Below are 25,567 nucleotides of genomic sequence, written 5' to 3'. Positions count from 1 at the left end.
TTTGTGACGCCGTGGTGAGAGAGCAGGGAGGGAAGGGGAAATGATCGTGTTGCTGCTGATTGTGGCTGGACTCTCCCTCTATTTGGGTCACGCATTGCTCTACCCGGAAAAGTATTAGGCGAAAAGGTCGAACGATTCATTTCATAGAGGAAGTAGGAGGAATTGTCCGTGGACTTTATACAAATCTCGCTCGTTTTGGCGGTGCTGCTCGTACTGGCTGTTCCGACGGGGCGCTATCTGGCGCGAGCCTTTTCGCTGGAAGAGACTCGATTGGACCGTCTGTTTGGCGGGGTGGAAAAAGGGATTTACAGGCTGTCGGGGATTCGCGCCGCAGACATGACCTGGAAACAGTACGCGGGAGCGGTTTTGGTCAGCAATCTCGCGATGGGTGCCATTGCCTATGTGCTTTTGCGGCTGCAAGGGGTGCTGCCGGGCAATCCGGGCGGGGTAGCGGCTATGGACCCGTTGCTTTCGTTCAATACGGCTGTCAGCTTTTTGACCAATACCAATCTGCAGCACTACAGCGGGGAAAGCGGTCTGTCCTACCTGTCGCAGATGACGGTGATTATGTACCTGATGTTTACGACTCCAGCCACGGGGATTGCCGTCGTCATGGCGTTCATGCGCGGGCTGACCGGGCAGCGCAGCATCGGCAACTTTTACGTGGACCTCGTGCGGGCGCATACGCGGCTGTTGCTTCCGCTGGCGGTGGTGGTGACGCTGCTCCTGGTGGCGCAAGGCGTGCCGCAGACGCTGGAACCGACGGCGACAGCGACGACACTGAGCGGCGCCGAGCAGCAAATCGCGCGCGGCCCGGTCGCTTCGTTGGTAGCGATCAAGCATCTGGGCACGAACGGCGGCGGGTTCTTCGGGGTCAACTCCGCGCATCCGTTTGAAAATCCGACGCCGTTGACAAACGTGATGGAAATTCTCGCGATGTTCCTGATTCCGGCGGCCTTGCCGTTTACGTTTGGCTTCCTGACGAAAAACCGCAAGCAGGGCTGGATGATCTTCGGGGCAATGGGCCTGATGTTTCTGGCATTTTTGACGCTCGCCTACACAAGCGAGGCCAACGGCAACCCGGCGCTGGAGCGGGCTGGCTTGTCGCAGGCGATGGGCAGCATGGAAGGAAAAGAAGTGCGCTTCGGCATCGCACAAAGCGCCCTGTATACAGCGGTGACGACGGCAGCCACGACAGGGGCGGTCAACAACATGCACGATACATTGACTCCGCTGGGCGGCCTCGTGCCGCTTGGGGAAATGATGCTGAACTGCGTGTTCGGCGGAGATGGCGTCGGGACGGTCAACATCTTGATGTACGCGATTTTGGCTGTGTTTATCGCAGGCTTGATGGTCGGCCGCACACCGGAATTTCTCGGGCGAAAAATCGAAGGCCAAGAGATGAAGCTGATCGCGATTGCGATTCTCGTTCATCCGTTGATTGTTTTGGCGCCGACGGCAGTTGCGCTCGCGACAGACATGGGCACAGCAGGCATCTCCAATCCCGGCTTCCACGGCGTATCTCAGGTGCTGTACGAGTTTGCCTCTTCGGCAGCCAACAACGGCTCGGGCTTAGAGGGATTGGGCGACAACACTCCATTCTGGAACCTCTCTACTGCCCTGGTCATGCTGGTTGGCCGCTACGTCACCATCATTGTGATGCTGGCGGTAGCGGGTTCCCTGCTCGCGAAAACGCCTGTGCCCGAGACGATGGGAACGTTGCGCACGGACAACAGCGTCTTTCTGCTGATGTTGCTGGCGACGGTTGTGATCGTGGGGGCGTTGACGTTTTTGCCCGTGCTCGCTCTCGGTCCGGTTGCCGAGTGGCTGACCATCCGCTAATACAGAGAAGACGAAGGAGATATTCCCATGAGCAAAACGCGCACGACTGCGCTTCCCAAAGATTTGTACCAGCGGGCCTTTGTCGAGTCCGTGAAAAAGCTGGACCCGCGGGTCATGCTGAAAAATCCGGTCATGTTTGTCGTCGAAGTCGGATTTTTCCTGACGCTGCTGTTGACGATTTTTCCCGACCTGTTCGGCGGGGCATCGGATCGGCTCTACAACGGCGTCGTCAGCCTGATTTTGTTCGTGACCATCCTGTTTGCCAACTTCGCGGAAGCATTGGCGGAAGGGCGCGGCAAAGCACAGGCCGAGAGCCTGAAAAAAACGAAGCAGGACACAAAAGCGAGAAGGCTTGCCAAAGATGGCACCATTCAGATTGTCAGCGCCACAGAGCTGCGGAAGGGCGATCTGGTGTTGGTGGAGGCAGGCGAGTTGATTCCTGCTGACGGCGAAATCGTGGCGGGCATCGCTTCCGTCGATGAATCAGCGATTACGGGTGAATCGGCTCCCGTGATGAAGGAGGCGGGCGGCGACTTCAGCTCGGTTACAGGCGGGACGCGTGTTGTGAGTGATAGCATTCGCGTTCGGGTGACGGCTGATCCCGGCGAGTCGTTCCTCGATCGGATGATTTCGCTGGTCGAAGGGGCAAAACGGCAGAAGACACCCAACGAAATGGCGCTGCATACGTTGCTGGTCAGCCTGACGCTGATTTTCCTGATCGTCTGCACGACGTTGCAGCCGATTGCCAGCTACGTGAATGCGGCGCTTCCCGTCGCTACCCTGGTCGCTTTGCTGGTGTGCCTGATTCCGACCACAATAGGCGGCCTGCTGTCGGCCATCGGGATTGCCGGCATGGACCGGGTCACGCAGTTCAACGTCATTGCGATGTCCGGAAAAGCGGTCGAGGCGTCAGGCGACATCAATACGATCATCTTGGACAAAACCGGCACGATTACGTACGGAAACCGCATGGCAGCAGAGTTTGTCCCGGTAGGTGCAGGTACGGCCGCGGAGCTGAACCGGGCGGCAGCGCAAAGCTCGGTACACGATGAAACACCGGAAGGCCGCTCGATCGTGGAGCTGGCGAAAAAGCAGGGGCTGTCAGCAAGCGAGCTGGAGCTGCCGGGGTCTCTGGGCGTGGAATTCCGGGCGGAGACGCGCATGAGCGGCACCAATCTGGCAAACGGCGTGCTCATCCGCAAAGGCGCTGTCGATGCGATCAAAGCATACGTGAGGGAGCAGGGCGGGGAGATCCCTGCCGATCTGGACGAAAAGACAAGCCGGATCGCAACCGCAGGCGGAACGCCGCTGGCAGTGGCGGAGGGCAACGTGATTCTCGGGTTGATTTACTTGAAGGATACGGTGAAGCCGGGTATGCGCGAACGTTTTGAAGAGTTGAGACGGATGGGGATTCGCACCGTGATGTGCACGGGCGATAACCCGCTGACGGCAGCGACGATTGCCCGCGAAGCAGGCGTCGACGACTTTGTGGCGGAAGCGAAGCCGGAGGACAAGATCGCACTGATCCGCAAAGAACAGGCAGAAGGTAAACTGGTCGCCATGACAGGCGACGGAACGAATGACGCGCCTGCGCTCGCCCAGGCGGATGTCGGACTGGCGATGAACAGCGGAACCGCCGCGGCGAAGGAAGCGGCGAACATGGTCGATCTCGACTCCGACCCGACGAAAATTATCGAAGTCGTGGCGATCGGCAAGCAGCTTTTGATGACGCGCGGCGCCTTGACGACGTTCAGTATCGCAAACGACGTGGCGAAATACTTTGCGATCATTCCGGCGATGTTCATGCTGGCGATCCCGCAGATGAACGCTCTCAACATCATGGGGCTGGCAACGCCGCAAAGCGCCATTTTGTCCGCGCTGATCTTCAATGCGCTCATCATCCCGCTCCTGATTCCGCTGGCGATGAAAGGCGTGAAGTACACGCCGATGAGTGCGTCCAGGCTGCTCAGCCGCAATCTCGTGATCTACGGGGGAGGCGGCATCCTCGTCCCGTTTGCGGGCATCAAGCTGATCGACCTGCTGCTCGTCGGATTGAACCTTGTATAAACACATTGAAAAAAGAAAGCAAAGGTGAACCTGTATGGTCTGGAAAAATCTCCGCTTGTCTCTCGTTTTACTCTTTGTTTGCGGTCTGGCCTACCCGCTGGCGATGACGGGAATCGCTCAGGTCGTCATGCCAGCCAAGGCGAGCGGCAGCCTGATTGCCGATGCGAACGGAAGCGTGATCGGCTCCGAGCTGATCGGGCAAACTTTCACCGATCCGAAATACTTCTGGGGCCGCATTTCTTCCATCGACAACAATGCGGCAGGCTCCGGCTCGAACAACTATGCGCCGTCCCATCCAGCCTTGATCGAGCGCGTGCAAAAAGACATCGCCGCTTTTCTGGCAGCCAATCCCGGCGTCAGGCAGGAAGACATCCCGGCCGACCTGCTGACCAACTCCGGTTCCGGTCTTGACCCGCATATCTCGCCGCAGGCCGCCGCGATTCAGGTGCAGCGCGTCGCGAAAGCGCGCAATCTCGACCCGGCGAAGGTGCAGGCGTTGGTTGCGGAGCATACGGAGGGAAGAAGCATGGGCGTGTTCGGAGAGCCGCGGGTGAACGTGCTGAAGCTGAATGTGGCTCTGGACCAATGGAAGTAGACAGGAGGGCTGCAAGATGGTCGAGCAGTTTCGCCGAAAGTCCCCGGAGGAAATTTTGCAGTCCATCTCCAACATGCACCGGGGCAGGCTCAAAATCATTTTGGGGGCCGTGAGCGGTTCGGGCAAGACGTACCATTTGCTGATGGAAGGGCAGAGCCTGCGGAAAAAAGGGATTGATGTCGTGATCGCCGCTACCGGAGGGGACGCCTCGCCAAAGCTCGCCCAGATGCGGGAAGGGCTGGAGCAAATTCCCCCTCTCGTCTGGTTTTCGCAGGGCGAGACGCGGCACGATCTCGATGTGCCGCGTATTTTGGAGCGCGATCCCGAGGTCGTGCTGGTCGACGGGCTGGCCCATCGCAATCGTCCCGATGCGCCGCGTCCGACGCGCCTCGATGACGTCCGCTATTTGCTCGACCATCAGATCAGCGTGATGGCGACCGTCAATATTTACGAGCTGGCGGGCATGAAGGAGCTGGCGGAGCGGTTGACCCGGACGCAGGTGCAGATCGACCAGTGCGTGCCGGAAGATACGCTCGCTCTCGCGGACGAGGTGAAGCTGTTGGACGTGACCCCGGAAGCGATTCTGAAACGGCTTCAGGAGGACGGAGCGGCCACCCGCAGCAACCATCCGCTGTTTCGCAGGGACAATTTGCACGTGCTGCGGGAGCTGGCTTTGCGCTTCGTCGCCACAGGCGTGAATGAAGATTTGGAGGACTACCGCGAGAAGCACGGCATGGTGGGCGCTTCTGGGGCGACGGAGCGAATTCTCGTCTCTGCCCAGTATCATTGGAACGGCTCGATTTTGGTCAGGCGCGGTCAACAGGTTGCCAAACGGCTCGGCGGAGAGCTCTTGGTCGTCTGCTTTCGGCCGCTGAACAAAAAGCTGACCAAGGAGGAAGCGACTTTTCGCAGAGCGATTGCCAAGCTCGTCGAAAAAGTGGGCGGGACGTTTGCGGAAGCGCCGTTGCAGCGGGAAAAGGACGTGGCGAGCGAGCTGGTCGCCTACGCGATGGCCCGCAATGTGACCCGCATCGTCATGGGGCAGTCCAAACGAACGCGCTGGGAAGAAATCTGGCGCGGCTCGATTGTCCATAAAATTCTCAGGCAGACCAAAAACATTGATATTTTGATCGTGGCCGACCGCTCGGAGCGCAACGGGGAGCGGGTTTTGCCAGCCAGGCGAAAAGCTGCGGAAGCCGCCAACCCGTACCGCCGTCTGTCGCAGGCAGAGCTGGAGCAACAGATCGGAAAAATCAGGCGCGGCACTTTGAAGGTGTACGTCGGAGCAGCTCCTGGCGTCGGCAAGACGTACACGATGCTGCGCGAAGGAAACGAGTTGGCCAAAAGCGGCATTGATGTGGTGATCGGGCTGTTGGAAACCCACGGGCGAAAAGAAACCAGCGAGCAGATCGGCGCCCTTCCCCTGATTCCGCGCAAACGCATCCCCTACAAAAACGTGACGCTGGAAGAGATGGACACGGACGAGATTATCCGGCGCCATCCGGAGGTCGTGCTGGTGGATGAGCTGGCTCATACCAACGCACCAGGCAGCGAGCGCGAAAAAAGGTACCAGGATGTGGAAAGGCTTCTTGCGGCAGGCATCTCGGTGATTGCCACGATGAACATTCAACACCTGGAGAGCTTGAATGACAGCGTGGAGCAAATCACGGGCATCCGCGTGCGGGAGACGGTTCCCGACCATATTTTGCATCAGGCGGACGAAGTAGAGCTGATCGACATTTCTCCCAAGGCGCTGCGGCAGCGGATGCGCGAGGGCAACATTTACGCGCTGGAAAAGGTAGAGCAGGCGCTGGCGAATTTTTTTCGGACGGGAAACCTGATTGCCTTGCGGGAGCTGGCCTTGCGCGAGGTGGCGGACGATGTCGACGAACGGCTCGAAGCGTGGGAGCGGCGAACGCTGCGCGGTCCCTGGCGGCAACGGGAAGTCATTTTTGTCTGCGTCAATCTGCGGGCGGACAGCGAGCGGTTGATTCGCCGAGGCTTCCGTATCGCCTATCGGCTGAAGGCTGTCTGGCATGTGGCGTATGTCCAAGATCACGAGCCGCTGACGGAAGAGGAAGCGGGGCAACTGGCCAAGCTGCGCGGCCTGACCGAGCGGCTGGGAGGACGCTTCGAGCAATACAAGGCAGCGGGGCGGCGCAAAGTTTTTACCCAGCTCATCTTCCACATGAACGAAAAAGGCGCGACACAGGTCATCATCGGGCAATCGGCGCGGACGAGGTGGAAGGAAATCTGCGAAGGCTCGGTCGTTCAGCGGTTGCTGCGGGAGGCGCGGCACATGGATGTGTTGGTCGTAGCCGATCAGGCATCTGACAAGAGCTAGAGGAGGAGTAGCATGGGCACAGAAAAAGCAGGACGCTGGGCGAAAAGCCTCCGGGACGCCTACAGCCGTTTGGAGTGCCTGACCGACGAGTGCGCCCGGCAGGGGCAGGAAGACGAGCGCCAGCCGAGTGCGGAAGCCTTGCTGTTTTTGGCGCTGGTGCGGATTTATGTGGAGGAAGAGGAAATACGCGTTCGGCAAAAGCTCAAGCGCAAGTCGTCCCAGCGCATCTCGCGCGTCATGCATGAGCGGGTCGGGGAGTTTTTGGCGGGGCGACTTGCCGGATTGTCTTTTCAGGTGATGGACGGTCTGCTGTTTCTTTGGAGCAAGGACCAGTTGGTCGCGGCGCTCAAGTGCATTCCCGATCTGGGCAGCTACGACACTCCTTCCTGGAACGCTACCCTGGCTCGTTTTGCCAAGCAGTATCAGAAACGTTACAAGCTTTCGCCCGACAAGCTGCTGTTTGTGGTCTGCTCGCTCGCCAAAAGCCTGGATGCCGCGCACGCCAAGGAATTGACCGGAATCGAAGTCCGCTGCGGGACGGCGCTGACCGCTCCGCGCTATCAGGAGGCGCTGCAAACGTATGTCAGCAAATGCGTGGCAGCGATGGACGCGATTCCGGCTCCGTTTCAGCAAGTGTATTTTTTGAGTCCGGGCGTCCATCCGAATGCGTTTGCCTGCCACCTGCTGCGAGGCGAGCGCGCCCTCATGCCGGACGGCTGGCTTGCGCCTTCCGTCAGCGAGCTTGTGCAATATATTCAGTCCAGGCTGTGCTATACTGGTGATGATTCCTAGTTCAAAAGCAATGGAGGGACTGTCTATTAACGTAAAAGTGGCTGGTATTCCGCATTTCACGGGAGCGTACGTCTCCGGCACGGAGCTTTCCCCGGATGCGCTACGCAAAGCAGGACTCATCGGGCAATTGCAGCAAGCAGGTCTTGGCGTCGAGGACATCGGGAATGTGCGGCTCCCTGATTACTTGCCCCGTCACAATATTCCGCCAGTTCGCAACTGGCCAGCTCCGCGCATGCTGTGGGACTTGCTGGGCAAAGAGGCGCAGAACTGGTTTGCGTCTGACGAGTTTGTGCTGATGCTGGGCGGAGACTGCGGCCTGATTGTGGGCACGGCTTTGGCTCACCAGGCGCGACATAAAGAAAAGGCGTTTTTGCTGGTCATCGACGGCCATCTCGACGCCGTAGTTCCCTCGGCTTCGCGGTGCATTGGCGCGGCAGGGATGGGCTTGTGGTTTTTGCTCCAGGATCAGGGACAGTGGATCGAGCGCAGCGGCTGGGAGGCAGAGCGAATCCGGCTCGTGGGCTGTCAGCAGCAGCCTGCCGAAGCATACGGGATCGACGTGACGACGTTGGAGCAACTGCAAAAGGACGGCGTGGTTGGTTCCATCGCCCGCATCTTGCAGGCGATTCCGTCCGATGCCCGGATTCTCGTTCATTTTGATGTGGATGTCATGCACAAGGAAGCGATGGCAGCCGCCTATGCGCCAAGCGAGACGGGGCTGTCTTTGCAGGAAGCGGAAGCCTTGCTCGCCGCAGCGCTCGGTGACGAGCGTGTCGTCGCCATGGAAGTGACGGAGTTTTCCGCGCTGCGGGATACGACCGGGGAGCAGGCCGCCAGACTGGTGCAATTGCTCGCTCGCGCATTAGCCACTCGCGTTAAAGGCTCTTTTTCTGCTACACTATAAATATAAGTAATTGCTTATATATGGAGGAGAAGCCGATGTTCAAAAAGCTGATGGCAAAATTCGGTGTAGGAGCGGCAACGGTTGATCTCAAGCTGGACGCCCCTGGCTACCGACTGGGAGAGACGATGACCGGTGTCGTGCGAATCGAGGGCGGCAACGTGGAGCAGCGCATTTCCGAGCTGAGCGCAGTCCTGCTGATGAGAGTGAATTTGCGCGGGCAGGAAGTGACCAAGCAGGTGCAGGTGTACCCGATCAGCCGCAACTTTACGGTACAGCCAAAGCCGTTCGTGCAGGAGATTCCGTTTTCGTTTGAGATGCCGCATGGACTGGCTGTGTCGACGCCAGCGATCCAGTACGCGCTGCAAACCAAGCTCGATGTGGAAATGGCCCTCGACCCGACCGATTTTGACCGCGTCGAGATTTTGCCGCCCGAGCCAGTGGAGCGCGTACTCTGTGCGTTTGACCGCCTGAACTTGCGCCAAAAGCCAGACTCCGGCAAGCTGACGCCGTACGGGCAAGAGTTCTCCTTTTTCCCGGCTGCCAACCTGGGCATTCCGCTCAATGAGCTGGAAGTGGTCTTTTTCACCGCGCCAGACGAGCTGCGCATGCTGGTAGAGCTGGACCTGGCTACAGGCTTTTTGCGCCGCGAGAAGGAGTACAAGGCCGAAATCGTGGTTCCGCAGCAATTGCTCGCAGACGGACAAGAGGAAGAGCTGTCCCGTTATCTGATCGAAAAAATTCGCGAATACGCGAACAATCCGCAAGCGATTCCGTACGTGTCGCTCGCTTCCTACCAACAGGGGCATTACGGACACGGCCACCACGGACATCGCGGCAGCGGCATGGGCGGCATGATCGGGGGCATGGCAGCCGGGTTCTTGGGCGGCATGCTGCTTAGCGAGCTGATGTCGCCGGATGAGGAAATGGCCTCAGAGGATGGCGGCGAGGGCGAAGAGATGGATTTTGACTTTGGCGGATTTGACGAGGAACTGTAAAAGGCATTTCGCATACACATACAGGAAAGAAAGCCATTGCTTGCTGGATGACGGCAGGCGATGGCTTTTGTTTGTGTAGGAATGCAGCGAAAACGGGCGTGATCTCATCGGCACGCCCACTCACGGACTTTTCGTGGAGCGCCGAGCGCTTCGGTGATGAGCCGATCCCTTGTTTGTTTGCACATGAAAAGCCCTTCTCGCGTATATCTAATAGGCAATGGGAAAGAGGTGACCACATATGAGCGGATGGCTCGCACTCCTGCTCGTTTCCCTGGCCATCAGCATGGACAGTGTCAGCGTAGGATTGACGTATGGTTTGCGCAACATGAAAATGCCGTTTTTGTCGCTGGTCGTCGTATCGGGATGTTCTTTTGCCGTTGTGTATGGTGTCATGCTCGTAGGTGCTTCGCTGACGGATTGGCTGACGCCTGAGATTGGCAAGCATATCGGCGCAGCCGTCTTGATTTTGATGGGCTTGTTTACTCTCTGGCGGCTTTTTTCTTCGCGTCAGGGCAGGGGAACGGAGCCGGATTTGCTGCCCGCACAGTCCGGTATGCCGGCGGGTCAAGCAGGCGCGCTGACTCCCGCGAATGGCGAGGCGGCAGTGTCAGCCAGAGAAACGCAGGTAGAGCTGGATCGCACAGTATTAACGCAATTTCGCATTTTCGGTGTCATGATTCAAATTTTGAAAGACCCCTCCAAAGCCGATGCGGACCGTTCGGGTCATATCATGGGCTGGGAGGCGGTTATGCTGGGGCTGGCGCTCTCTTTGGACGCTTTTGGCGCGGGAATCAGCCTCACATTTTTGGGCTACTCGCCACTCGTCGTCGCGTTGTGCATCGCGATAATGAGCGCGCTGCTGCTTGCGGTCGGGCTGGCGATCGGACGGCGTGCGGGAAAAACGAGGTGGCTTGCCCGCCTGACCTGGCTGCCGCCGATTCTGCTCATTTGCATCGGGTTGGCCAAAAGTTTGAAATAACTTCCATTCAAAAATTCGGACCCGTCCTGGAAAAAGGACGGGTTGTTTTATTCGTTCTCTAACGAAAACCCCCAGTGTGAGAAGTGGATGGAGGAGATGTAGGTGGATACACAGCCAATTCGAAAATGGTACACGCTGGCAGCGGCCGACGTGACCGAAGCCCTTCATAGCGATGCGGCTTTTGACCGCCAATCGGCTGGAGGTAGAAGAGTCGGCGCTGACGGGGGAGTCTGTTCCTCGGCAAAAACGTCAAAAAATTGGACACGGCCCAAGCCTCGACGGTTCTGTTGGGCGATCAGAAAAACCTCGCCTTCATGGGCACGATGGCATTTTTTGCGGGCAAATGCAAAGCGGTAGACAGGAGAGCGATCGTACTTGGGGAAATATAACAATACGGTATTATTCTGCTTAATGGGGTGGGGGTTTTTGTGAAAGCGAGTCAAAAGCTGAAGCAAAGGTCATTGCGAAAGGTGCAGCAAGCCGCAAAAGAAATCGAAGCGCTCTTGCAGGAAGGAACGGTCCAGGACGATAGCGCGAAAATCAGACAAAGGCTGGATGACATGCTGGAAGGAGACGAATATTTTGTTCTCGTCACGCGGGAGGGACTCGGGATCATTCACACTAACCGGTTGCGGGAAGGCACGTTGTTCAACGATGAAGTCGGTTTACGTGCCGCACGAACCAATGAACCGTTGGCACAAATGTACCCCCGCAACACCGGTGAGCTTTTGCTGGACACATCAGTACCTGTTCAGGTAAGAGGAGAAAACGCTTACAGTCTGCGCTTAGGCGTGGTCGTACCCGCTTTGTCCTACGGCTGGAAGCTGGTGGCGGCCTTCGTCATGCCCGTTTGTTTCGCAACAGTTGGTCTGTGGCTGGCTCAGTCGCCCTGGACAAAAGGAGCGGTTGCAGCGATAGCTCTCATGCTCGCCGCTTGTATCGGGCTGTTGACCCATCGCAATTTCCGTCACAACTGGCGCGATTGGATGAGGGTCACGAAAGCCATTTCTTCAGGAAAGCTGAAAGCGAGAGTGCAGACTGCACGGCGCGCCCTCTCTGCGACTCATACGGCGCGCAATGCGGAAGTCATGGGCGAAGTGCTGCGCGATGTCGACGCGGCCGAACAAAATATCGACAAGGTCATGTACATCTCGCAAAGCTTTTCTGTATCAGCGAAGGAAGCGGCAGCAGCCGGCGAGGCCCAGCTAAACGCAACCGAGCAGGTATCCGACCAAGCCAGACGACTCCACGAGACATCTGTGAAGATTCACCAGATTGCCGAGCGGTTCGAGCTGTAAGCGGGCCGTACAACACAAGTATCATACGGGATTACAAAGGAAGCCGCGATCAACCATGGTGGAGCATGTTGGTCGTGGTTTTTTTGCTGACATATTTGAATCAAACGGCTGTTTGGCGGAGGCGTGAACACTTTCCGTCAGCATTACTGATTGATTATGAGCATTTGTGATTGTTTTTGATTGAATGTGCATGTATAATCAAAATCAATCAGATGGCACTGCCAGAAGGGAGGGTACGATGCTAACTCCGGAACGTCATCAGTTGATTATTGCGCTCGTAAAAGAAAAAGACTTCGTGCGAATCCATGAACTTGTCGAGGCTACAGGAGCGTCCGAGTCGACGATTCGGCGGGATTTGAGCGAATTGGAAGAACAGCGCTTGCTCAAGCGCGTCCACGGTGGAGCATCTGTGCTGCAGAGCAAAATCGAGGAGCCGACGATTCTGGAAAAGTCGGTCAAACGCGAGCGGGAAAAGACGGCGATCGCCAAATACGCTGCCAGCCTGGTACAAGACCGCGATTCGATTTTTATCGATGCGGGCACCACGACTTATCAGATGCTCCCGTACTTGCCCGAGAACATCATGGTCGTGACGAATGGGGTGGATATAGCCCTCCATCTGATTAACCGCCACATCCGAACGATTCTTCTGGGAGGTGAATTGAAAGCGGCTACATTGTCGCTCGTCGGGCGAGACGCGATCAAGTCGCTCAGCCAATATCGCTTTGATAAATGTTTTCTCGGCATGAATGGGATCGACCAAAGCCACGGTCTGACTACACCGGATCCCGATGAAGCGTACGTCAAGCAGTTGGCGCTGCAGTTTTCGGATGAACGCTTTGTCTTGTGCGACTCCGACAAGTTTTCGCGCGTCACGTTTGCCAAAGTGGGCGACCTGCACGGAATTACGCTCATCACGGATAGCGGTATCAGCCAAGAGGAACAACAAGTATACAGCAGAATAACAACTCTTAAAGTGGTGAAAGCATGATTTACACAGTAACCCTGAATCCGTCGATTGACTACCACATCTGGCTGTCTGCCCTGTCGCAAGGAGCGATTCACGAGGCGAAAAAAGAGTGGAAGGTTGCAGGCGGAAAAGGGATCAATGTCTCCAAAGTTCTCCGCGCCCTCGGTGAAGACAGTACGGCTCTGGGGTTTGTCGGAGGGTTTACGGGAGTATTTATACAGCAGCAGATCGAGCAAGCCGGCATTGCTCATCAGTTTATCCAGATTAATCACGATTCGCGGATCAACGTAAAAATAAAGGCTGAGAACGAGACGGATATTAGCGGGGTCTCTCCCCCCGTTCCTGAAGAAGCGCTTGAGCGCCTTTTTGAGCAGATCGACCGTTTGCAAAGCGGCGATTACCTCGTCCTCGCCGGAAGCGTCCCCAAGAGCTTGCCCTCCGATATGTACCAGATGATTATGCAGCGGCTGCGCGGCAAGGGAGTCCGCATTTTCCTTGACGCCAAAGGGCAGGCCTTGAAAAACGGTTTGCCGGAAGAACCGTTCCTCATCAAACCGAATCACCATGAACTGGGCGAATTGTACGGCGTGACGATTGCGACTCCTGCCGAAGCGATCGAGTGGGGACGAAAAGCGCTCCAGATGGGCGCGCAAAACGTCATCGTCTCGATGGCCGGACAAGGAGCGGTCTTTGTCAACCGGAATGAGTCCTATCTTGCCCAGATTCCACAGCGCAAACCGGTCAATTCGATCGGCGCCGGAGATTCGATGGTAGCAGGATTTCTCTACGGTCTGACACGCGGGATGGATACCGAAGCGGCGTTTCGTTTTGCCGTAGCGGCCGGGAGTACGACCGCCCTGTCGGAAGGTTTTTGCACGCGTGAAAAAATAGAAGCATTCATTCAGGACGTTACGATTACCTTCATTTCGTGATGGGGGGTTACCCATGAACAATAAGATTCGCATTGGTGATTTGCTGAATTCAGACACGATTGTCGTTCATTTGTCGGCGACCACAAAAGAAGCTGTGCTGGATGAGTTGATCGAGCAACTCGACAAAGCGGGACGACTGAACGACAAGGATGGCATGAAGCAGGCCATTCTCGCCCGCGAGGCTCAAGGCTCTACGGGAATTGGCGAGGGAATAGCCATCCCGCATGCCAAGACAGCCGCGGTCAAGACACCTGCCATCGCCTACGGTTTTTCCAAAGAGGGCGTGGAATTTGATTCCCTGGATCAACAAAAAGCGCATCTCTTCTTTATGATCGCCGCAACCGAAGACGCCAACCAGGCTCATCTGGCGACGCTTGCACTGCTCTCCCAGATGCTCATGGACGAGTCGTTTCGCCAGGAGCTGATGAAAGCAGAGACGAAGGAACGGGTGCTTGAGATTATCACGAACAAGGAAAAGGAACTTGAGAGCGAAGATGAAAGCGTTACAGAAGACGTGGCAGCCGATCAGCAGCACGTGTCCGCCAAAGTGGTCGCAGTAACGGCTTGCCCGACCGGCATCGCCCACACCTACATGGCTGCCGATGCCCTGAAGAAAAAGGCGGCGGAGCTAGGGATCTCGCTCAAGGTGGAGACGAACGGTTCCGGAGGAGTAAAAAACAAGCTAACGTCGAGCGATATTGAAGAAGCCGCTGCTGTCATCGTGGCCGCTGACCGGCAGGTGGAGATGGAGCGTTTCGTCGGAAAGGTTCTCATCGAAGTACCGGTAGCCGAAGGAATCCGCAATGCCGAAGACCTGCTGCAGCGCGCCGTCAATCAGAGGGGCAGCGTCTACCGCGGGAGCGCGACCAATTATCAGGAAAAGATTCAGGAAGGCAAGGACGCGAAAAAGTCCAAGCAGCCAGCCTTTTATCGTCACTTGATGAATGGCGTGTCCAATATGCTTCCGTTTGTCGTGGGCGGCGGGATTATCATCGCGATCAGCTTTTTGTTCGGGATCAACGCGTCTGACCCGAACGATCCGTCCTTCCATCCGCTGGCCAAAGTATTGATGGACATCGGCGGAAAAACGGCATTTCAACTGATGATTCCGGTACTGGCCGGGTTTATCGCTTCCAGCATCGCCGATCGGCCAGGCTTTGCGCCCGGTATGGTGGGCGGATTGCTGGCAACTACATCGGGCTCCGGCTTTCTCGGAGGAATCATTGCCGGCTTTTTGGCCGGGTATATTGTGCTTGGGCTGAAAAAGCTGTTTGTTGGACTGCCGCAATCGCTGGAAGGGATCAAGCCGATGCTATTGTACCCGCTGCTGGGTACTTTGATTACCGGCTTTATCATGGTCTACATCGTCTCCGATCCCGTCGCGGCAGCCAACACGGCGCTTGGCAACTTGCTGAAAAACATGGGTACGGGAAATGCTGTTATCCTTGGTGTCATTTTGGGCGCGATGATGGCCTTTGACATGGGGGGCCCCGTCAACAAAGCGGCTTTTACGTTCGGGATTGCGATGATTGCCGAGGGGAATTACGCCCCGCATGCAGCGATTATGGCTGCCGGCATGACTCCACCGCTCGGCATTGCCTTGGCCACTACCCTGTTCAAAAAGAAATTTACGGCCGAAGAGCGGCACGCGGGAAAAACCGCTTACGTCCTGGGCGCTTCCTTCATCACGGAAGGGGCGATCCCGTTTGCGGCGGCTGACCCTACCCGCATCATTCCTTCCATTATGGCCGGTTCTGCCGTTGCCGGCGGATTGTCCATGCTGTTCGGGTGCACATTGCCGGCTCCGCATGGCGGTTTGTTCGTACTGCCGGTTGTCGGTAACTGGCCGCTGTACCTCGTTTCGATTGTTGCGGGGGTCATTGTTACGGCCCTGATGATAAAAGTACTGAAAAAAGACATGGCAGAGTAAAAAGGAGTTGGGCATCATGTTGACCAAAACATTCACCATTCAAAATCCAAGCGGCATCCACGCCCGTCCGGCCAGATTGTTTGTGGAGAAAGCGACCTCCTTTCCGTGCGAAGTGAACGTCGTCAAAGGCAGCAAGAAAATCAACGGCAAGAGCATCATGGGCTTGATGACGCTGGGAGCAGCCAAGGGAGATCAAATCACGCTGGAAATCTCCGGAGAACAAGTAGAGGAAGCGATGGAGGAACTGGGCAAGCTGCTTGAGTCGGTTCACGAGTAACAGACAGGAAGCCGCCTTCGGGGAACGACAGGGAAAAGCTCGCGTTACCATTCAATAAAAACGGGGCGTCCAGCAGTCAGTTTACACTGACTTTCTGGACAGCCCCTGTTTTATTTTCTGGCTCGTCTGCATACACATGACAATGAGTGAGAAGTGGATGGAGGAGATGTAGGTGGATACACAGCCAATTCGAAAATGGTACACGCTGGCAGCGGCCGACGTGACCGAAGCCCTTCATAGCGATGCGGCGCAGGGATTGACCCAGCAGGAGGCGGAGCGGAGACTGGTTAAGCAAGGTGCCAACCAGTTGGCTGAGAACAAACGCAAGCCTCTCTACTCGGTCTTTCTTGACCAGTTCAAGGATTTTATGGTGCTCATCCTGTTTATCGCCACGCTGATTTCCTACTTCCTGGGAGAGTATCTGGATGCGATTACGATTATTGCGATCATCATCATTAACGGCATACTCGGGTTCATTCAGGAGGCCAAAGCTGAACGATCCCTGCAAGCGCTAAAAGAGCTGGCATCCCCGATGGCCCGGGTTATTCGCGAGGGGCACATCTCCATGATTCCCGCTTCGCGCCTGGTGCCGGGCGATCTGGTGGTGCTCGAAGCGGGGGACCGGGTTCCGGCAGACATGCGGCTTTTGACCGCCAATCGGCTGGAGGTAGAAGAGTCGGCGCTGACGGGGGAGTCTGTCCCTGTCGGAAAAAACGTCAAAAAACTGGACACGGCCCAGGCCTCGACGGTTCCGCTGGGAGATCAGAAAAACCTCGCCTTCATGGGCACGATGGTGACGGGCGGAACAGGTAGCGGCATCGTCGTGGCGACCGGGATGGAGACGGAAATCGGGAAGATCGCCCACCTGATGAATACAGCGGAAGAAGCGGAGACGCCGCTGCAAGTGCGCCTGGAGCAAATGGGCAAAATTCTCGTGGTCGTCGCTTTGCTGTTGACGATTGTCGTGATCGTCGCCGGGGTTTGGCACGGACATGAGCTGTTCACGATGTTTTTGGCAGGAGTCAGCCTCGCGGTAGCGGCGATCCCGGAAGGCTTGCCAGCGATTGTGACCGTCGCGCTGGCGTTAGGCGTACAGCGGATGATCCGGCGTAATGCGATCGTGCGCAAGCTGCCGTCGGTAGAGACGCTCGGCTGCGCATCGGTCATCTGCTCCGACAAGACAGGCACGCTCACCCAGAACAAAATGACGGTGACCCATGTCTGGCACAGCGATTCCACCTATGAAGTCACCGGAAGCGGCTACGCGCCGGAGGGAGCTTTTCACTACCAAGGAAAAATGGTGTCCCCTGCCCGCGACGGAGCGCTGACGCAAATCATTCGCATCGCGGACCGCTGCAACAATGCGCGCCTGATCTGCGAGGAACAAGGCACGCGCAACTTGCTTGGCATGGGCAAAACCACGCGGCATTGGCAGATCGTCGGCGATCCGACAGAGGGAGCGCTGAAGGTGTTGGCCGCAAAAGCAACGGGCAATGCCGGAGAGCGGGGCAACCCGAAACAGCAGTCGGTGCGCGTCGAAGAGCTGCCTTTTGATTCAGACCGCAAAATGATGTCCGTCGTCGAGAAAGGCGCAGACGGCGTTCACTCCCTGTTGACCAAGGGCGCGGCAGAGGCGGTGCTGGCGCGATCCACGCACATTCTCTGGGGCGGCGAACTGCAGCCGTTGACCGCTTCATTGCGCCATCGGGTACTGGAGCAGACAGAGCTGATGGCGGGCAAAGCGCTGCGGGTTCTCGGCTTCGCCTACAAAACGCTGCAAGGCTATCGCCCTGGGCAGCCGATCGGCACGATGGAAAACAATCTCGTCTTCGTCGGGCTGGCCGGGATGATTGACCCGCCGCGCGAGGAAGTTCGTTCCGCGATCAACCTGTGCCATCAGGCGGGCATCAAGACCATCATGATTACAGGCGACCACAAGGTGACGGCCGAAGCGATCGCCCGCCAGATCGGGCTGATGCGCGGCTACGGCGAAGTGCTGGAGGGCCGGGAGCTGGACGGGATGTCGGATGAGACTCTCGCCGACCACGCCGAGCGGGTAACCGTGTACGCCCGCGTATCCCCCGAGCATAAGCTGCGGATTGTACGCGCCCTGCAAAGCAAAGGGCACGTAGTCGCCATGACAGGCGACGGCGTCAATGACGCTCCGGCGATCAAAACGTCGGACATCGGCATCGCCATGGGGATCACCGGGACAGACGTGACGAAGGAAGCGGCCGATCTGGTTTTGCGCGACGACAACTTCGCCACGATTGTCGCCGCCGTCGAGGAAGGGCGCAACATATACGACAATATCCGCAAATTTATCCGCTATTTGCTCGCGTCCAACGTAGGCGAGATTCTCGTCATGTTTTTTGCGATGCTGCTCGGCTTGCCGTTGCCGCTCGTTCCGATTCAGATTTTGTGGGTCAACCTGGTGACAGACGGCCTGCCCGCCATGGCTCTCGGGGTCGATCAGGCTGAGGCCGACACGATGTATCAGCGGCCGCGCAACAAGGCGGAAAACATTTTCGGCAGGGGCTTGGGCTGGAAGATCATCAGCCGCGGCTTTTTGATCGGAGCCATGACGCTGCTCGCTTTCTGGCTGACGCTGCGCGAGAATCCGAACGATCTGGTCCACGCCCAGACCGTCGCCTTCGTGACGTTGGTCATGGCCCAGTTGATTCACGTGTTTGATTGCCGCAGCCAGTATAGCGTGTTTCACCGCAACGTGTTTGAAAACAAATACCTCGTCTGGGCCGTTATTTCGTCCCTGGTGCTGGTGCTCGGAGTCGTGTACATCGACGCTCTCCAGCCGATTTTCAAAACGACCGATCTGTCCATTCGCGACTGGGCGCTGATTCTCGTCACATCCGGTGTCCCGACGTTCGTGGCAGGGATCGGCGGCGTGCTCGCCAGCGGCCGACCACGAGCAGGCAAGCAAAAGCGTTCTTCCATGCGCACAGTACGTCCTGATTGAGAACTGAGTTGGTTTCGTACGGCGAAACGAGGGAGAGGAAGAAATTGTGCGTTTTCGAAAAGGAGGCTGGAAAAGGCGCGGCAGACGCATCTTCGCAACGTTTTTGTTTATTGTCGTATCCCTGGTGATCCTGTTCATCATCGTGGAAAGAAGGATCGAGCCGACCTTGCTGCTGATCGCCCAAGCCAAAGCCGATCAGGTGGCAAAGCTCGCCATTACGGATGCGGTCACGAAGCGTCTGACGCAGCAAGGCGTGGATTTCAACGAGATTGTGATGATGGAAAAAGACGAGGAAGGGAGCATCAAAGCGGTCAATTTCAACTTCCGCGAATACTCGCGGATCGTGGGGGAGACGACCGCCCGCATTCAAAATCGGCTGAAGGAGTTGGAGCAGGAGAACGTCCAGACGACGATCCCGCTCGGCCTGGCTACCAAAAACGTGTTTCTGGAACATTTCGGCCCGGAAATTCCCGTCTCGTTCGTGCCGATCGGCGCCGTGAAGACCCGCCTGGAGACGGAGATGAAGCAGGCTGGCATCAACATGGTGCTCGTCACCGTCTACATTTACGTCGAGGTCGATTTGCGCGTAGTCATTCCGTTTGCGACCAAGCAGCAGACCGTCACGACGCAGATCCCGATCAGCGAGGCATTGATCGTGGGCAAGGTGCCGAGCTACTTGTACAACAACCCGTCCGGAAAGCCGGACGTACCGATGCCGAAAAATGCGCAGATGATAAACCAGCCATAAAGTGTTGGGGGCGGCAACTTGGCCGCCCTTTTCTATTGTTACTTTTCGGATTCTTTTGTTTGGTCAAACTCAGCTTGTTCAAATGGGGATGCAGTATGTTGGAAGTATATTCGAGGTTCATTTTTGTTAAACGCAGTTGTTCCATTTTCTTTACTGGCCTTGGTCTTTTTATACGTTTTTCGGTTATGCTGGACGTTCCAATAAAACTCTCCATCAAATGCAGTTTCTTTGATGAGTTCTGCTTTCGTATTATTCAGTACTTTTACATGACTGCGTGGATTCTTTCCTTGTTGAACCTCAAACTCTACGGTTTCGTCGACACCAATCGGAGTGAGAATTGCCCGATAGGAGCCGCTAACATTTTGATAGTTGTCGATCGCATTAAGCATTTTTTCTTGAAGGGACTTTGAATCAATGACGGCTGGAACCAATTCCGTTTAACTGCCTAAGTAAACCTCCAATGTAGCTCTTCCTGAAGAAAGGATTGGAAATTTCCATGTATACCAATCACTAGTACTTGCGCCAGATCGGGAAAGGCGATGATCGGAATTGTAGCTACCTGATTGATTGCTTTGATATGACCAAGTTCCTCCATAACTATGGGAGCAACCCGAGCTTGAAGTTGGATCATTGTCACAATTTTTAGCAGATGCTCCTTCTGCGCATGCAAGAGCACCGGAAACGGCAAGTGTGAAAACAACACCTAAATAAGCAATTTTAGCTCACCTTTTCTTTTTGTGATCTGATGAAATTTTAAATCTGAAACATATTAAACCACCTCGATTGTGGTAAAATTTTGCAAGAATAATATATAATACGTATTTTGGGATTTAGGTCGTATTTTGTCATATAAATTAAAAATGGTATTGATTTTTTACCACCACAAAAAAATGTTGAAACGTTTATAAAACCCCTCCGTCCAATGAATAGAAACACGAAACAAGTGAAAAACAATCATTTGGAGGAATACAACATGAAAACAATTCGTACAGGCATGATGACATTGGCGGCGCTGGCCGTGTTGGGAACGAATATCGTATCGGCTACCTCCAAACCAGTAAAAGAACTGTCGGTCAATGTAAATGGAAGCGCGATTGAGCAAGCAGCGATTTTTGATAAAGGGCAACAAACCGTTTTGGTTCCGCTGCGCCCTGTGGCTGAATCCCTCGGGTACAAAGTAAGCTGGAACAACGAACTGAAAGCAGCCGAAGTGCAAAAAGGCGCGATCGCAAGCTACGCAAAAGCCGGAGAGGATCGCTACCCGTTCGCGAAAATGTACAAGACGCTCGGAGCGGAGCCACGCCTCCTGAATGGCAGCACCTACGTTCCCGTTGCCTTCGTGGACGAAATTCTGCAAGCAGAAGTCAATGTGACAGACAGCGCGGTGACGGTGGTGGACGAAGAGGCAGAAAAAGCGCCAGTGCGTACTGGCACGATCACGACGATCGACAAAACAGAAGCTGGAAAAGTATCCATTGCGCTGGACGGATATTTGTCGGGAATCATCCTGCACATCAGCGAGGAAACCAAAATTACGGATGCTGCGGGCAAAGAGCTGAAGCCGGAAGACTTGAAGCTGGGCATGGAAGTAGAGGCGACACACCAAAAATACATGGCGATGAGCATGCCGCCGCAAACAGGTGCGCTCAGCATCGTCGTCAAAAACAGCCTGGAATCTGCGGAAGTAATGGGGACAACAGGTAAAGTAGTCAGCATCGAGCCTGACCAGCAAGGCACCTACAAAATGCTGGTAGAGGGCCGCGGCCTGACAGCGACCTCTCCGGAAAAAGTAGCGCTGATTATCAACGACAAAACGGTCATCGTCAATGCCAAAGACAACAAAGCAATCAAGCCGCAAGACCTGAAGGCTGACATGAATGTGTTCGCGTTCTACGGGCCAAAACTGACGCGCAGCCTGCCGCCAATCGGTGTAGCGGAGAAAATCGTCGTGGAAATCGCCGAATAAAAAAGGCCAACCAGCAAGTACTGGCTGACCTGATAATACGAAAAGTCTCTTCCAGGAGGGAAGAGAAACGAACCGGGACGGCACTTGCTGCCCCGGTTTTTCTGTGAAAAATCACCCGGCTTTTGCAAAGACTCAAGAGCGGAACGGCACTGACCCGACCGCTTCTTTTTGTTTCGGGGCAGGGCGCAGACTGCACAGCCCGGCAATCAGGGCAATCGCGGCGCAGACGCAGGCGAGCGGGAAAAAGCCCCACGCCTCGAAAACGGGGCCGCCCAGGTAGGAGCCGACAGTCATGCCGATGTACATGCCCGTGATGTTCCAGGCCATGATTCGTCCGAGCCGTGCCGGGTATTCCTGGGACAACCGCGATTGGTAGGACGGGACGAACGCATAGCCGATGAACGCCCAGCCAAATAAAAACGGGAGCAGCCAGCCCTCAGCCTGGTAAAGCAGGCCAATTGCCGTCAGCATGACAACGATGCCAAAGAGACTGGCGGTGGAGATGGACTTGGCCCCCCATTTGTCTGCGAGCCGTCCTCCGTTCAGGCTTCCGAGCATGGCCCCTACGCCGTAGGCGATCAAGGCGGAAGCGATCTGCAGCGGGGAAAAGCGGTTGTCCTGGGCCAGCGCCGTGCCGAGATAGGTGTACACGCCGTACATCGCTGCTGACCAGTAAACAGTGACCAGCACCGAGCGAAACATGAGCGTCACAGGAGCGCCTGGCTTCCGGCCGGGCTGCTGGGAAGTGCCGGAAAACTGCGGCCAAATGGCGAGATTCACCCAGGAAAGCAGAAAGCTCGCGCCCGCAATCAGCCAAAAAGTAAAACGCCATCCGTGCTGTTCGGCGATCAAGGTACCAAGCGGTGTGCCTGCCCACAAGCCAGTCAAATTTCCGGACACGACAATCGACAGCCAGGCAGCGCGGCGGGAAGCCGGGGCCAGGTCGCTTATGAAGGCGTAGACGCACGGGGCGATTGCCGCCAGCGCCAAGCCGGACAGCGCGCGGCTCGCCAGCAGCGAGGCGTAGCTCGTGGCAAGTCCTGTCCACAGATTGGCGAGGCAAAAAAGCATCAGGCCGCTCCACAAAATCATTCGGCGGCTGCGAGGATGGTGGTCGAATAACATGCCCATCAGCGGAGAGCCGCAAGCGTACATGATCGACATCGCCGTCACCAGCCAGCCTGCTACGGCCGGAGTCACGGCAAATTCTGCTGCAATGGAAGGAAGCAGGGGCGAGACGACAAACACATCTGTGCCGACAATGAACAGGGTCGCCGCGCCTGTCAAAAGCAAAAGGGCAGATTTACCGGGCATTTCCGATGCTCCTCCCGACTTTTTGCAAGCTAACAGCATGCTTCTATTCAGATATATGGGGGAGCGGCGGGCTGGTGCCTTGTTTTGTTCAAAAAGCGTACGCCATGCAAATGACCCGGCCGAGTGTCGCATGCTCCCGTTCCTCGTAGGCCGTGAAGCCGTACTTTTCATAAAACGGAACGACCTTGCTGTTTTTGGCGAGGACGGCGAGGTGCAGGGACGTATAGCCATGTTCCCGGTACCATTGGATCAGGCAGTCGAGAAACTCTTTGGCGTAGCCTTTGCCTTGACAGTCGCTGTGCAGCATGATAAGCCCGAGCCAAGGTTGTTTGTCCCGCGGATTGCAGAGAATAAACTGTGCAATCCCGATGATGTTGCCGTTGGCAGATTCGCGCAGCGCCATGCTGTAGGAGTCCTCGAGGGCGAGGTTTTCCAGATGATCGGCCTCCACCTCCCGGACGGTGACGACGCGTTTCCCGAAGGCGCACTCCATATAATCGGGATTGGAGTTGTAGACGGCTAGCAACTCGGCAAAATCTGCGGAAGTGACAGGCGAAAAAAGCAGCCGCTTGCTGCATGAGACAAAAGCAGGAGAATGTGGCATACGAAGGCTCCTTTATTCATATTAAATAATAGTCTAATTAGATAATAATCTAATGTATAGTATTGTCAATGCCCTCAGCGCGCCAGCCCGCGCAGGTTAAGGGAATTCCCTGATACACAACCGCCCATGTAAACTCTACAATAGCATTTAGATGATTGTCTCAAAGGAGGAGCGCATGAGTACGTGGAGAGAAGATCTGGGGACATCCAATGAAGCCATATCCCTGATGCAGTCCATCTTTGCCAACGTCAGTGACGCCATCCTGGTGATTGACCATGAGGGCCGGATCGTCAGGGCCAACGCCGCGCTGGAGCAGATGACGGGTTGGACCGAAGACGAGCTGATCCGGGAAAAGCATATTTGCGAGCTTTGCTTGGGGATGGCAACCTGTATGGAGGAGACGAGCTGTACGGACTGTTTTTTCAAACGCGTACAAATGCCGTCCTTTGAAATGAAGCTCCGTACAAAAGACGGGCGTGATTATCCCGTAGCGGCCAGCTCTGCCCGCTTGCCTGAAGAATCAGGCGGCAAGCTGGTGATGATTTTGCGCGACATGTCGGCTCAGCAGCGTGCGGAAAAAGAGCGTTACCAGCACAAGCTGACCCACTTTGCCATTCAGGCTCAGGAAGAGGAACGCAAGCGTATTGCCCGCGAGCTGCACGACGGTATCGGGCAGGCGCTTTACAGTATTTTGGTTGGACTGAATGTGGTCAGGCAAGGCAATCCGGGCGAAGCGGTCATGCAGCATGTAACAGAGCTGGTGAACATGACATCCAGGGCGATGGAGGAAGTCAAACGCATGGCGCTGGAGCTGCGCCCGTCCGCTCTCGATGACCTCGGTCTGTTGCCCGCCTTGCGCTCGTTGATGAAGCGTGTGGAAAAGACGTTTCACATCCAGGTCGAGCTGCACGTGCAGGGAGAGAAGCGACGGTACTCGGCCCCGATGGAAACCGCGCTGTACCGGATCGTTCAGGAGGCCATGACCAATACGGCGAAGTACGCGCAGGCGAGCCAGCTCGGGATCATGTTCGAGAATCGCGAAAAAGAAGTAGTTGTAACGATAGTGGACGACGGTATCGGCTTTGAGGTGGAGAAGACGTTGAATTTCGGCAAAGGGCTTGGCGTGTTCGGCATGAAGGAACGGGCGCAACTGCTCGGAGGTACGGTCGATATTCGCTCGGCGCCCCAAGAGGGGACGACTGTCATCGTCCGTATTCCGTTGCCAGAGGAGGGGATTTTGGATGACGATTCGCGTCTTGATCGCTGACGATCATGCGATTGTACGGTCCGGGCTGGGCATGCTAATCAACGCCCAGGAGGACATGGAGGTCGTCGGCTATGCGGCTGATGGCAAGGAAGCTTGCGAAAAAGCCCTGGAAATTCGCCCGGACGTGGTGCTGATGGATTTGAGCATGCCGCCGGGGGAGAACGGCCTGACCGCGACCGCAAGACTGAAGGAAGCGGCGCCGGACATTCAGGTGCTCGTCCTGACCATGCACGACGACGAAGAATACTTGTTCCGCGTACTGCAGGCCGGAGCTGCCGGATATATTTTGAAAAGCGCTCCCGATCTCGATCTGATCGCCGCGATCCGCTCGGTGAACAACGGCATGGCCTATTTGTATCCGTCAGCGACCAAATCGCTGATCGAGGAATTTTTGCAGATGGTCAAAAACGGCGAGGAGCAGGCCAAGTACGAGATTTTGACTGATCGTGAAAAAGAAGTGCTCGTGCTGATCGCCAAAGGCTTCAGCAACAAGGAAATCGCGGAGCAGCTCACCGTTTCTGTGAAGACCGTCGAGTCGCACAAGGCGCACATCATGGAAAAGCTGCATTTGCGCACGCGTCCCGATCTGGTGCGGTATGCCATCAAAAAAGGCTGGCTTGATTTTGAATAAAGGTCCAATGCTCACGCTTCAACACGCCCTTGCCGCTGTGCCAGGGCGTGTTTTTTTATTGCGGCAGAGATTGGAAGATTATGTAACCTGACGGCTGGTTTGTCCGTCTATTGGGTGAACGTGTAAAAAATACCC

Annotated in this window: 22 protein-coding genes and 1 pseudogene; 20 read left to right on the top strand and 3 right to left on the bottom strand. The window is 56.1% G+C overall.

The features are described from left to right. The first annotated feature begins 61 nt into the window (after positions 1-61). The 17 genes and pseudogenes from BA6348_RS27910 (at position 62) to yunB (ending at position 19,650) form a co-directional block, all read left to right on the top strand. Complete coding sequence (locus tag BA6348_RS27910; RefSeq protein ID WP_353505650.1) at positions 62-118, top strand: potassium-transporting ATPase subunit F; 57 nt, start codon at positions 62-64, stop codon at positions 116-118. A gap of 50 nt (positions 119-168) precedes the next feature. Continuing rightward, on the top strand, positions 169-1,842 hold the full coding sequence (kdpA, locus tag BA6348_RS00610; protein ID WP_122952517.1) for a potassium-transporting ATPase subunit KdpA: 1,674 nt from the start codon (positions 169-171) through the stop codon (positions 1,840-1,842). A gap of 27 nt (positions 1,843-1,869) precedes the next feature. Then, on the top strand, positions 1,870-3,909 hold the full coding sequence (gene kdpB / locus BA6348_RS00605; protein WP_122952516.1) for a potassium-transporting ATPase subunit KdpB: 2,040 nt from the start codon (positions 1,870-1,872) through the stop codon (positions 3,907-3,909). 34 nt (positions 3,910-3,943) lie between these two features. Further along, positions 3,944-4,504, top strand: a complete 561-nt coding sequence (gene kdpC, locus BA6348_RS00600; RefSeq protein WP_122952515.1) for a potassium-transporting ATPase subunit KdpC — start codon at positions 3,944-3,946, stop codon at positions 4,502-4,504. Between the two features lie 16 nt (positions 4,505-4,520). Continuing rightward, complete coding sequence (locus tag BA6348_RS00595) at positions 4,521-6,848, top strand: universal stress protein (RefSeq protein WP_122952514.1); 2,328 nt, start codon at positions 4,521-4,523, stop codon at positions 6,846-6,848. Positions 6,849-6,860: 12 nt separating this feature from the next. Then, entirely contained in the window at positions 6,861-7,640 is a 780-nt protein-coding gene (locus BA6348_RS00590; protein WP_122952513.1) for a hypothetical protein, read from the top strand. Further along, positions 7,630-8,544: an arginase family protein gene (locus BA6348_RS00585; RefSeq protein WP_242507488.1), complete on the top strand. Its 915-nt coding sequence runs from the start codon at positions 7,630-7,632 to the stop codon at positions 8,542-8,544. The genes BA6348_RS00590 and BA6348_RS00585 overlap by 11 nt, the downstream gene beginning before the upstream one ends. Before the next feature lie 35 nt (positions 8,545-8,579). Then, positions 8,580-9,539 carry a sporulation protein gene (locus tag BA6348_RS00580; RefSeq protein ID WP_005832237.1) on the top strand — a complete coding sequence of 320 codons (960 nt, stop codon included), beginning with the start codon at positions 8,580-8,582 and terminating at the stop codon, positions 9,537-9,539. Positions 9,540-9,777: 238 nt separating this feature from the next. Continuing rightward, positions 9,778-10,518 (top strand): MntP/YtaF family protein, encoded by a 741-nt coding sequence (locus BA6348_RS00575; protein WP_122952512.1) that lies wholly within the window; start codon positions 9,778-9,780, stop codon positions 10,516-10,518. 172 nt (positions 10,519-10,690) lie between these two features. Next, positions 10,691-10,844, top strand: a pseudogene (locus BA6348_RS28180) (P-type ATPase actuator domain-containing protein); the annotation flags it as partial. A 102-nt stretch (positions 10,845-10,946) separates the two neighbouring features. Continuing rightward, a complete protein-coding gene (locus BA6348_RS00570) occupies positions 10,947-11,816 on the top strand; it encodes a hypothetical protein (protein ID WP_122952511.1) in 870 nt (289 codons plus the stop codon). Between the two features lie 238 nt (positions 11,817-12,054). After that, positions 12,055-12,807 carry a DeoR/GlpR family DNA-binding transcription regulator gene (locus BA6348_RS00565; protein ID WP_007782597.1) on the top strand — a complete coding sequence of 251 codons (753 nt, stop codon included), beginning with the start codon at positions 12,055-12,057 and terminating at the stop codon, positions 12,805-12,807. Further along, positions 12,804-13,718: a 1-phosphofructokinase gene (gene pfkB / locus BA6348_RS00560; RefSeq protein ID WP_005835575.1), complete on the top strand. Its 915-nt coding sequence runs from the start codon at positions 12,804-12,806 to the stop codon at positions 13,716-13,718. The genes BA6348_RS00565 and pfkB overlap by 4 nt, the downstream gene beginning before the upstream one ends. A 13-nt stretch (positions 13,719-13,731) precedes the next feature. Further along, positions 13,732-15,648 (top strand): PTS fructose transporter subunit IIABC, encoded by a 1,917-nt coding sequence (locus BA6348_RS00555; RefSeq protein ID WP_026558304.1) that lies wholly within the window; start codon positions 13,732-13,734, stop codon positions 15,646-15,648. Positions 15,649-15,664: 16 nt separating this feature from the next. After that, the gene (locus tag BA6348_RS00550) at positions 15,665-15,925 is read left to right on the top strand and encodes an HPr family phosphocarrier protein (protein WP_005835578.1); all 261 of its coding nucleotides are present in this window, start codon (positions 15,665-15,667) and stop codon (positions 15,923-15,925) included. 172 nt (positions 15,926-16,097) lie between these two features. Beyond that, positions 16,098-18,902 carry a calcium-translocating P-type ATPase, SERCA-type gene (locus tag BA6348_RS00545; RefSeq protein ID WP_026558303.1) on the top strand — a complete coding sequence of 935 codons (2,805 nt, stop codon included), beginning with the start codon at positions 16,098-16,100 and terminating at the stop codon, positions 18,900-18,902. Positions 18,903-18,948: 46 nt separating this feature from the next. After that, complete coding sequence (gene yunB, locus BA6348_RS00540) at positions 18,949-19,650, top strand: sporulation protein YunB (RefSeq protein WP_005833268.1); 702 nt, start codon at positions 18,949-18,951, stop codon at positions 19,648-19,650. A 38-nt stretch (positions 19,651-19,688) separates the two neighbouring features. Here the strand turns inward: yunB and BA6348_RS00535 are convergent, their stop codons facing one another. Further along, entirely contained in the window at positions 19,689-20,081 is a 393-nt protein-coding gene (locus BA6348_RS00535; protein WP_005833270.1) for a hypothetical protein, read from the bottom strand. Positions 20,082-20,623: 542 nt separating this feature from the next. Between BA6348_RS00535 and BA6348_RS00530 the strand changes: the two genes are divergently transcribed. Then, on the top strand, positions 20,624-21,616 hold the full coding sequence (locus BA6348_RS00530) for a copper amine oxidase N-terminal domain-containing protein (protein WP_005833274.1): 993 nt from the start codon (positions 20,624-20,626) through the stop codon (positions 21,614-21,616). A 132-nt stretch (positions 21,617-21,748) separates the two neighbouring features. Here BA6348_RS00530 and BA6348_RS00525 read toward each other — a convergent pair whose 3' ends face one another. Then, entirely contained in the window at positions 21,749-22,930 is a 1,182-nt protein-coding gene (locus BA6348_RS00525; protein ID WP_005833276.1) for an MFS transporter, read from the bottom strand. An 88-nt stretch (positions 22,931-23,018) separates the two neighbouring features. Then, positions 23,019-23,534, bottom strand: coding sequence for a GNAT family N-acetyltransferase (locus BA6348_RS00520; protein WP_005833279.1), 516 nt, complete (start codon positions 23,532-23,534; stop codon positions 23,019-23,021). 175 nt (positions 23,535-23,709) lie between these two features. Here BA6348_RS00520 and BA6348_RS00515 point away from each other — a divergent pair, with 175 nt between their 5' ends. Both BA6348_RS00515 and BA6348_RS00510 read left to right on the top strand, forming a co-directional pair. Further along, positions 23,710-24,801, top strand: a complete 1,092-nt coding sequence (locus BA6348_RS00515) for a PAS domain-containing sensor histidine kinase (protein ID WP_005833281.1) — start codon at positions 23,710-23,712, stop codon at positions 24,799-24,801. Next, positions 24,776-25,432, top strand: a complete 657-nt coding sequence (locus tag BA6348_RS00510; protein ID WP_005833283.1) for a response regulator — start codon at positions 24,776-24,778, stop codon at positions 25,430-25,432. The genes BA6348_RS00515 and BA6348_RS00510 overlap by 26 nt, the downstream gene beginning before the upstream one ends. The last annotated feature ends 135 nt before the right edge of the window (positions 25,433-25,567 follow it).

Origin of the sequence: Brevibacillus agri, from assembly GCF_004117055.1 — a bacterium.
GTDB classification, from domain to species: domain Bacteria; phylum Bacillota; class Bacilli; order Brevibacillales; family Brevibacillaceae; genus Brevibacillus; species Brevibacillus agri.
Note: the sequence above shows the minus strand (reverse complement) of the source record. Positions and strands in the feature narration are given on the sequence as shown.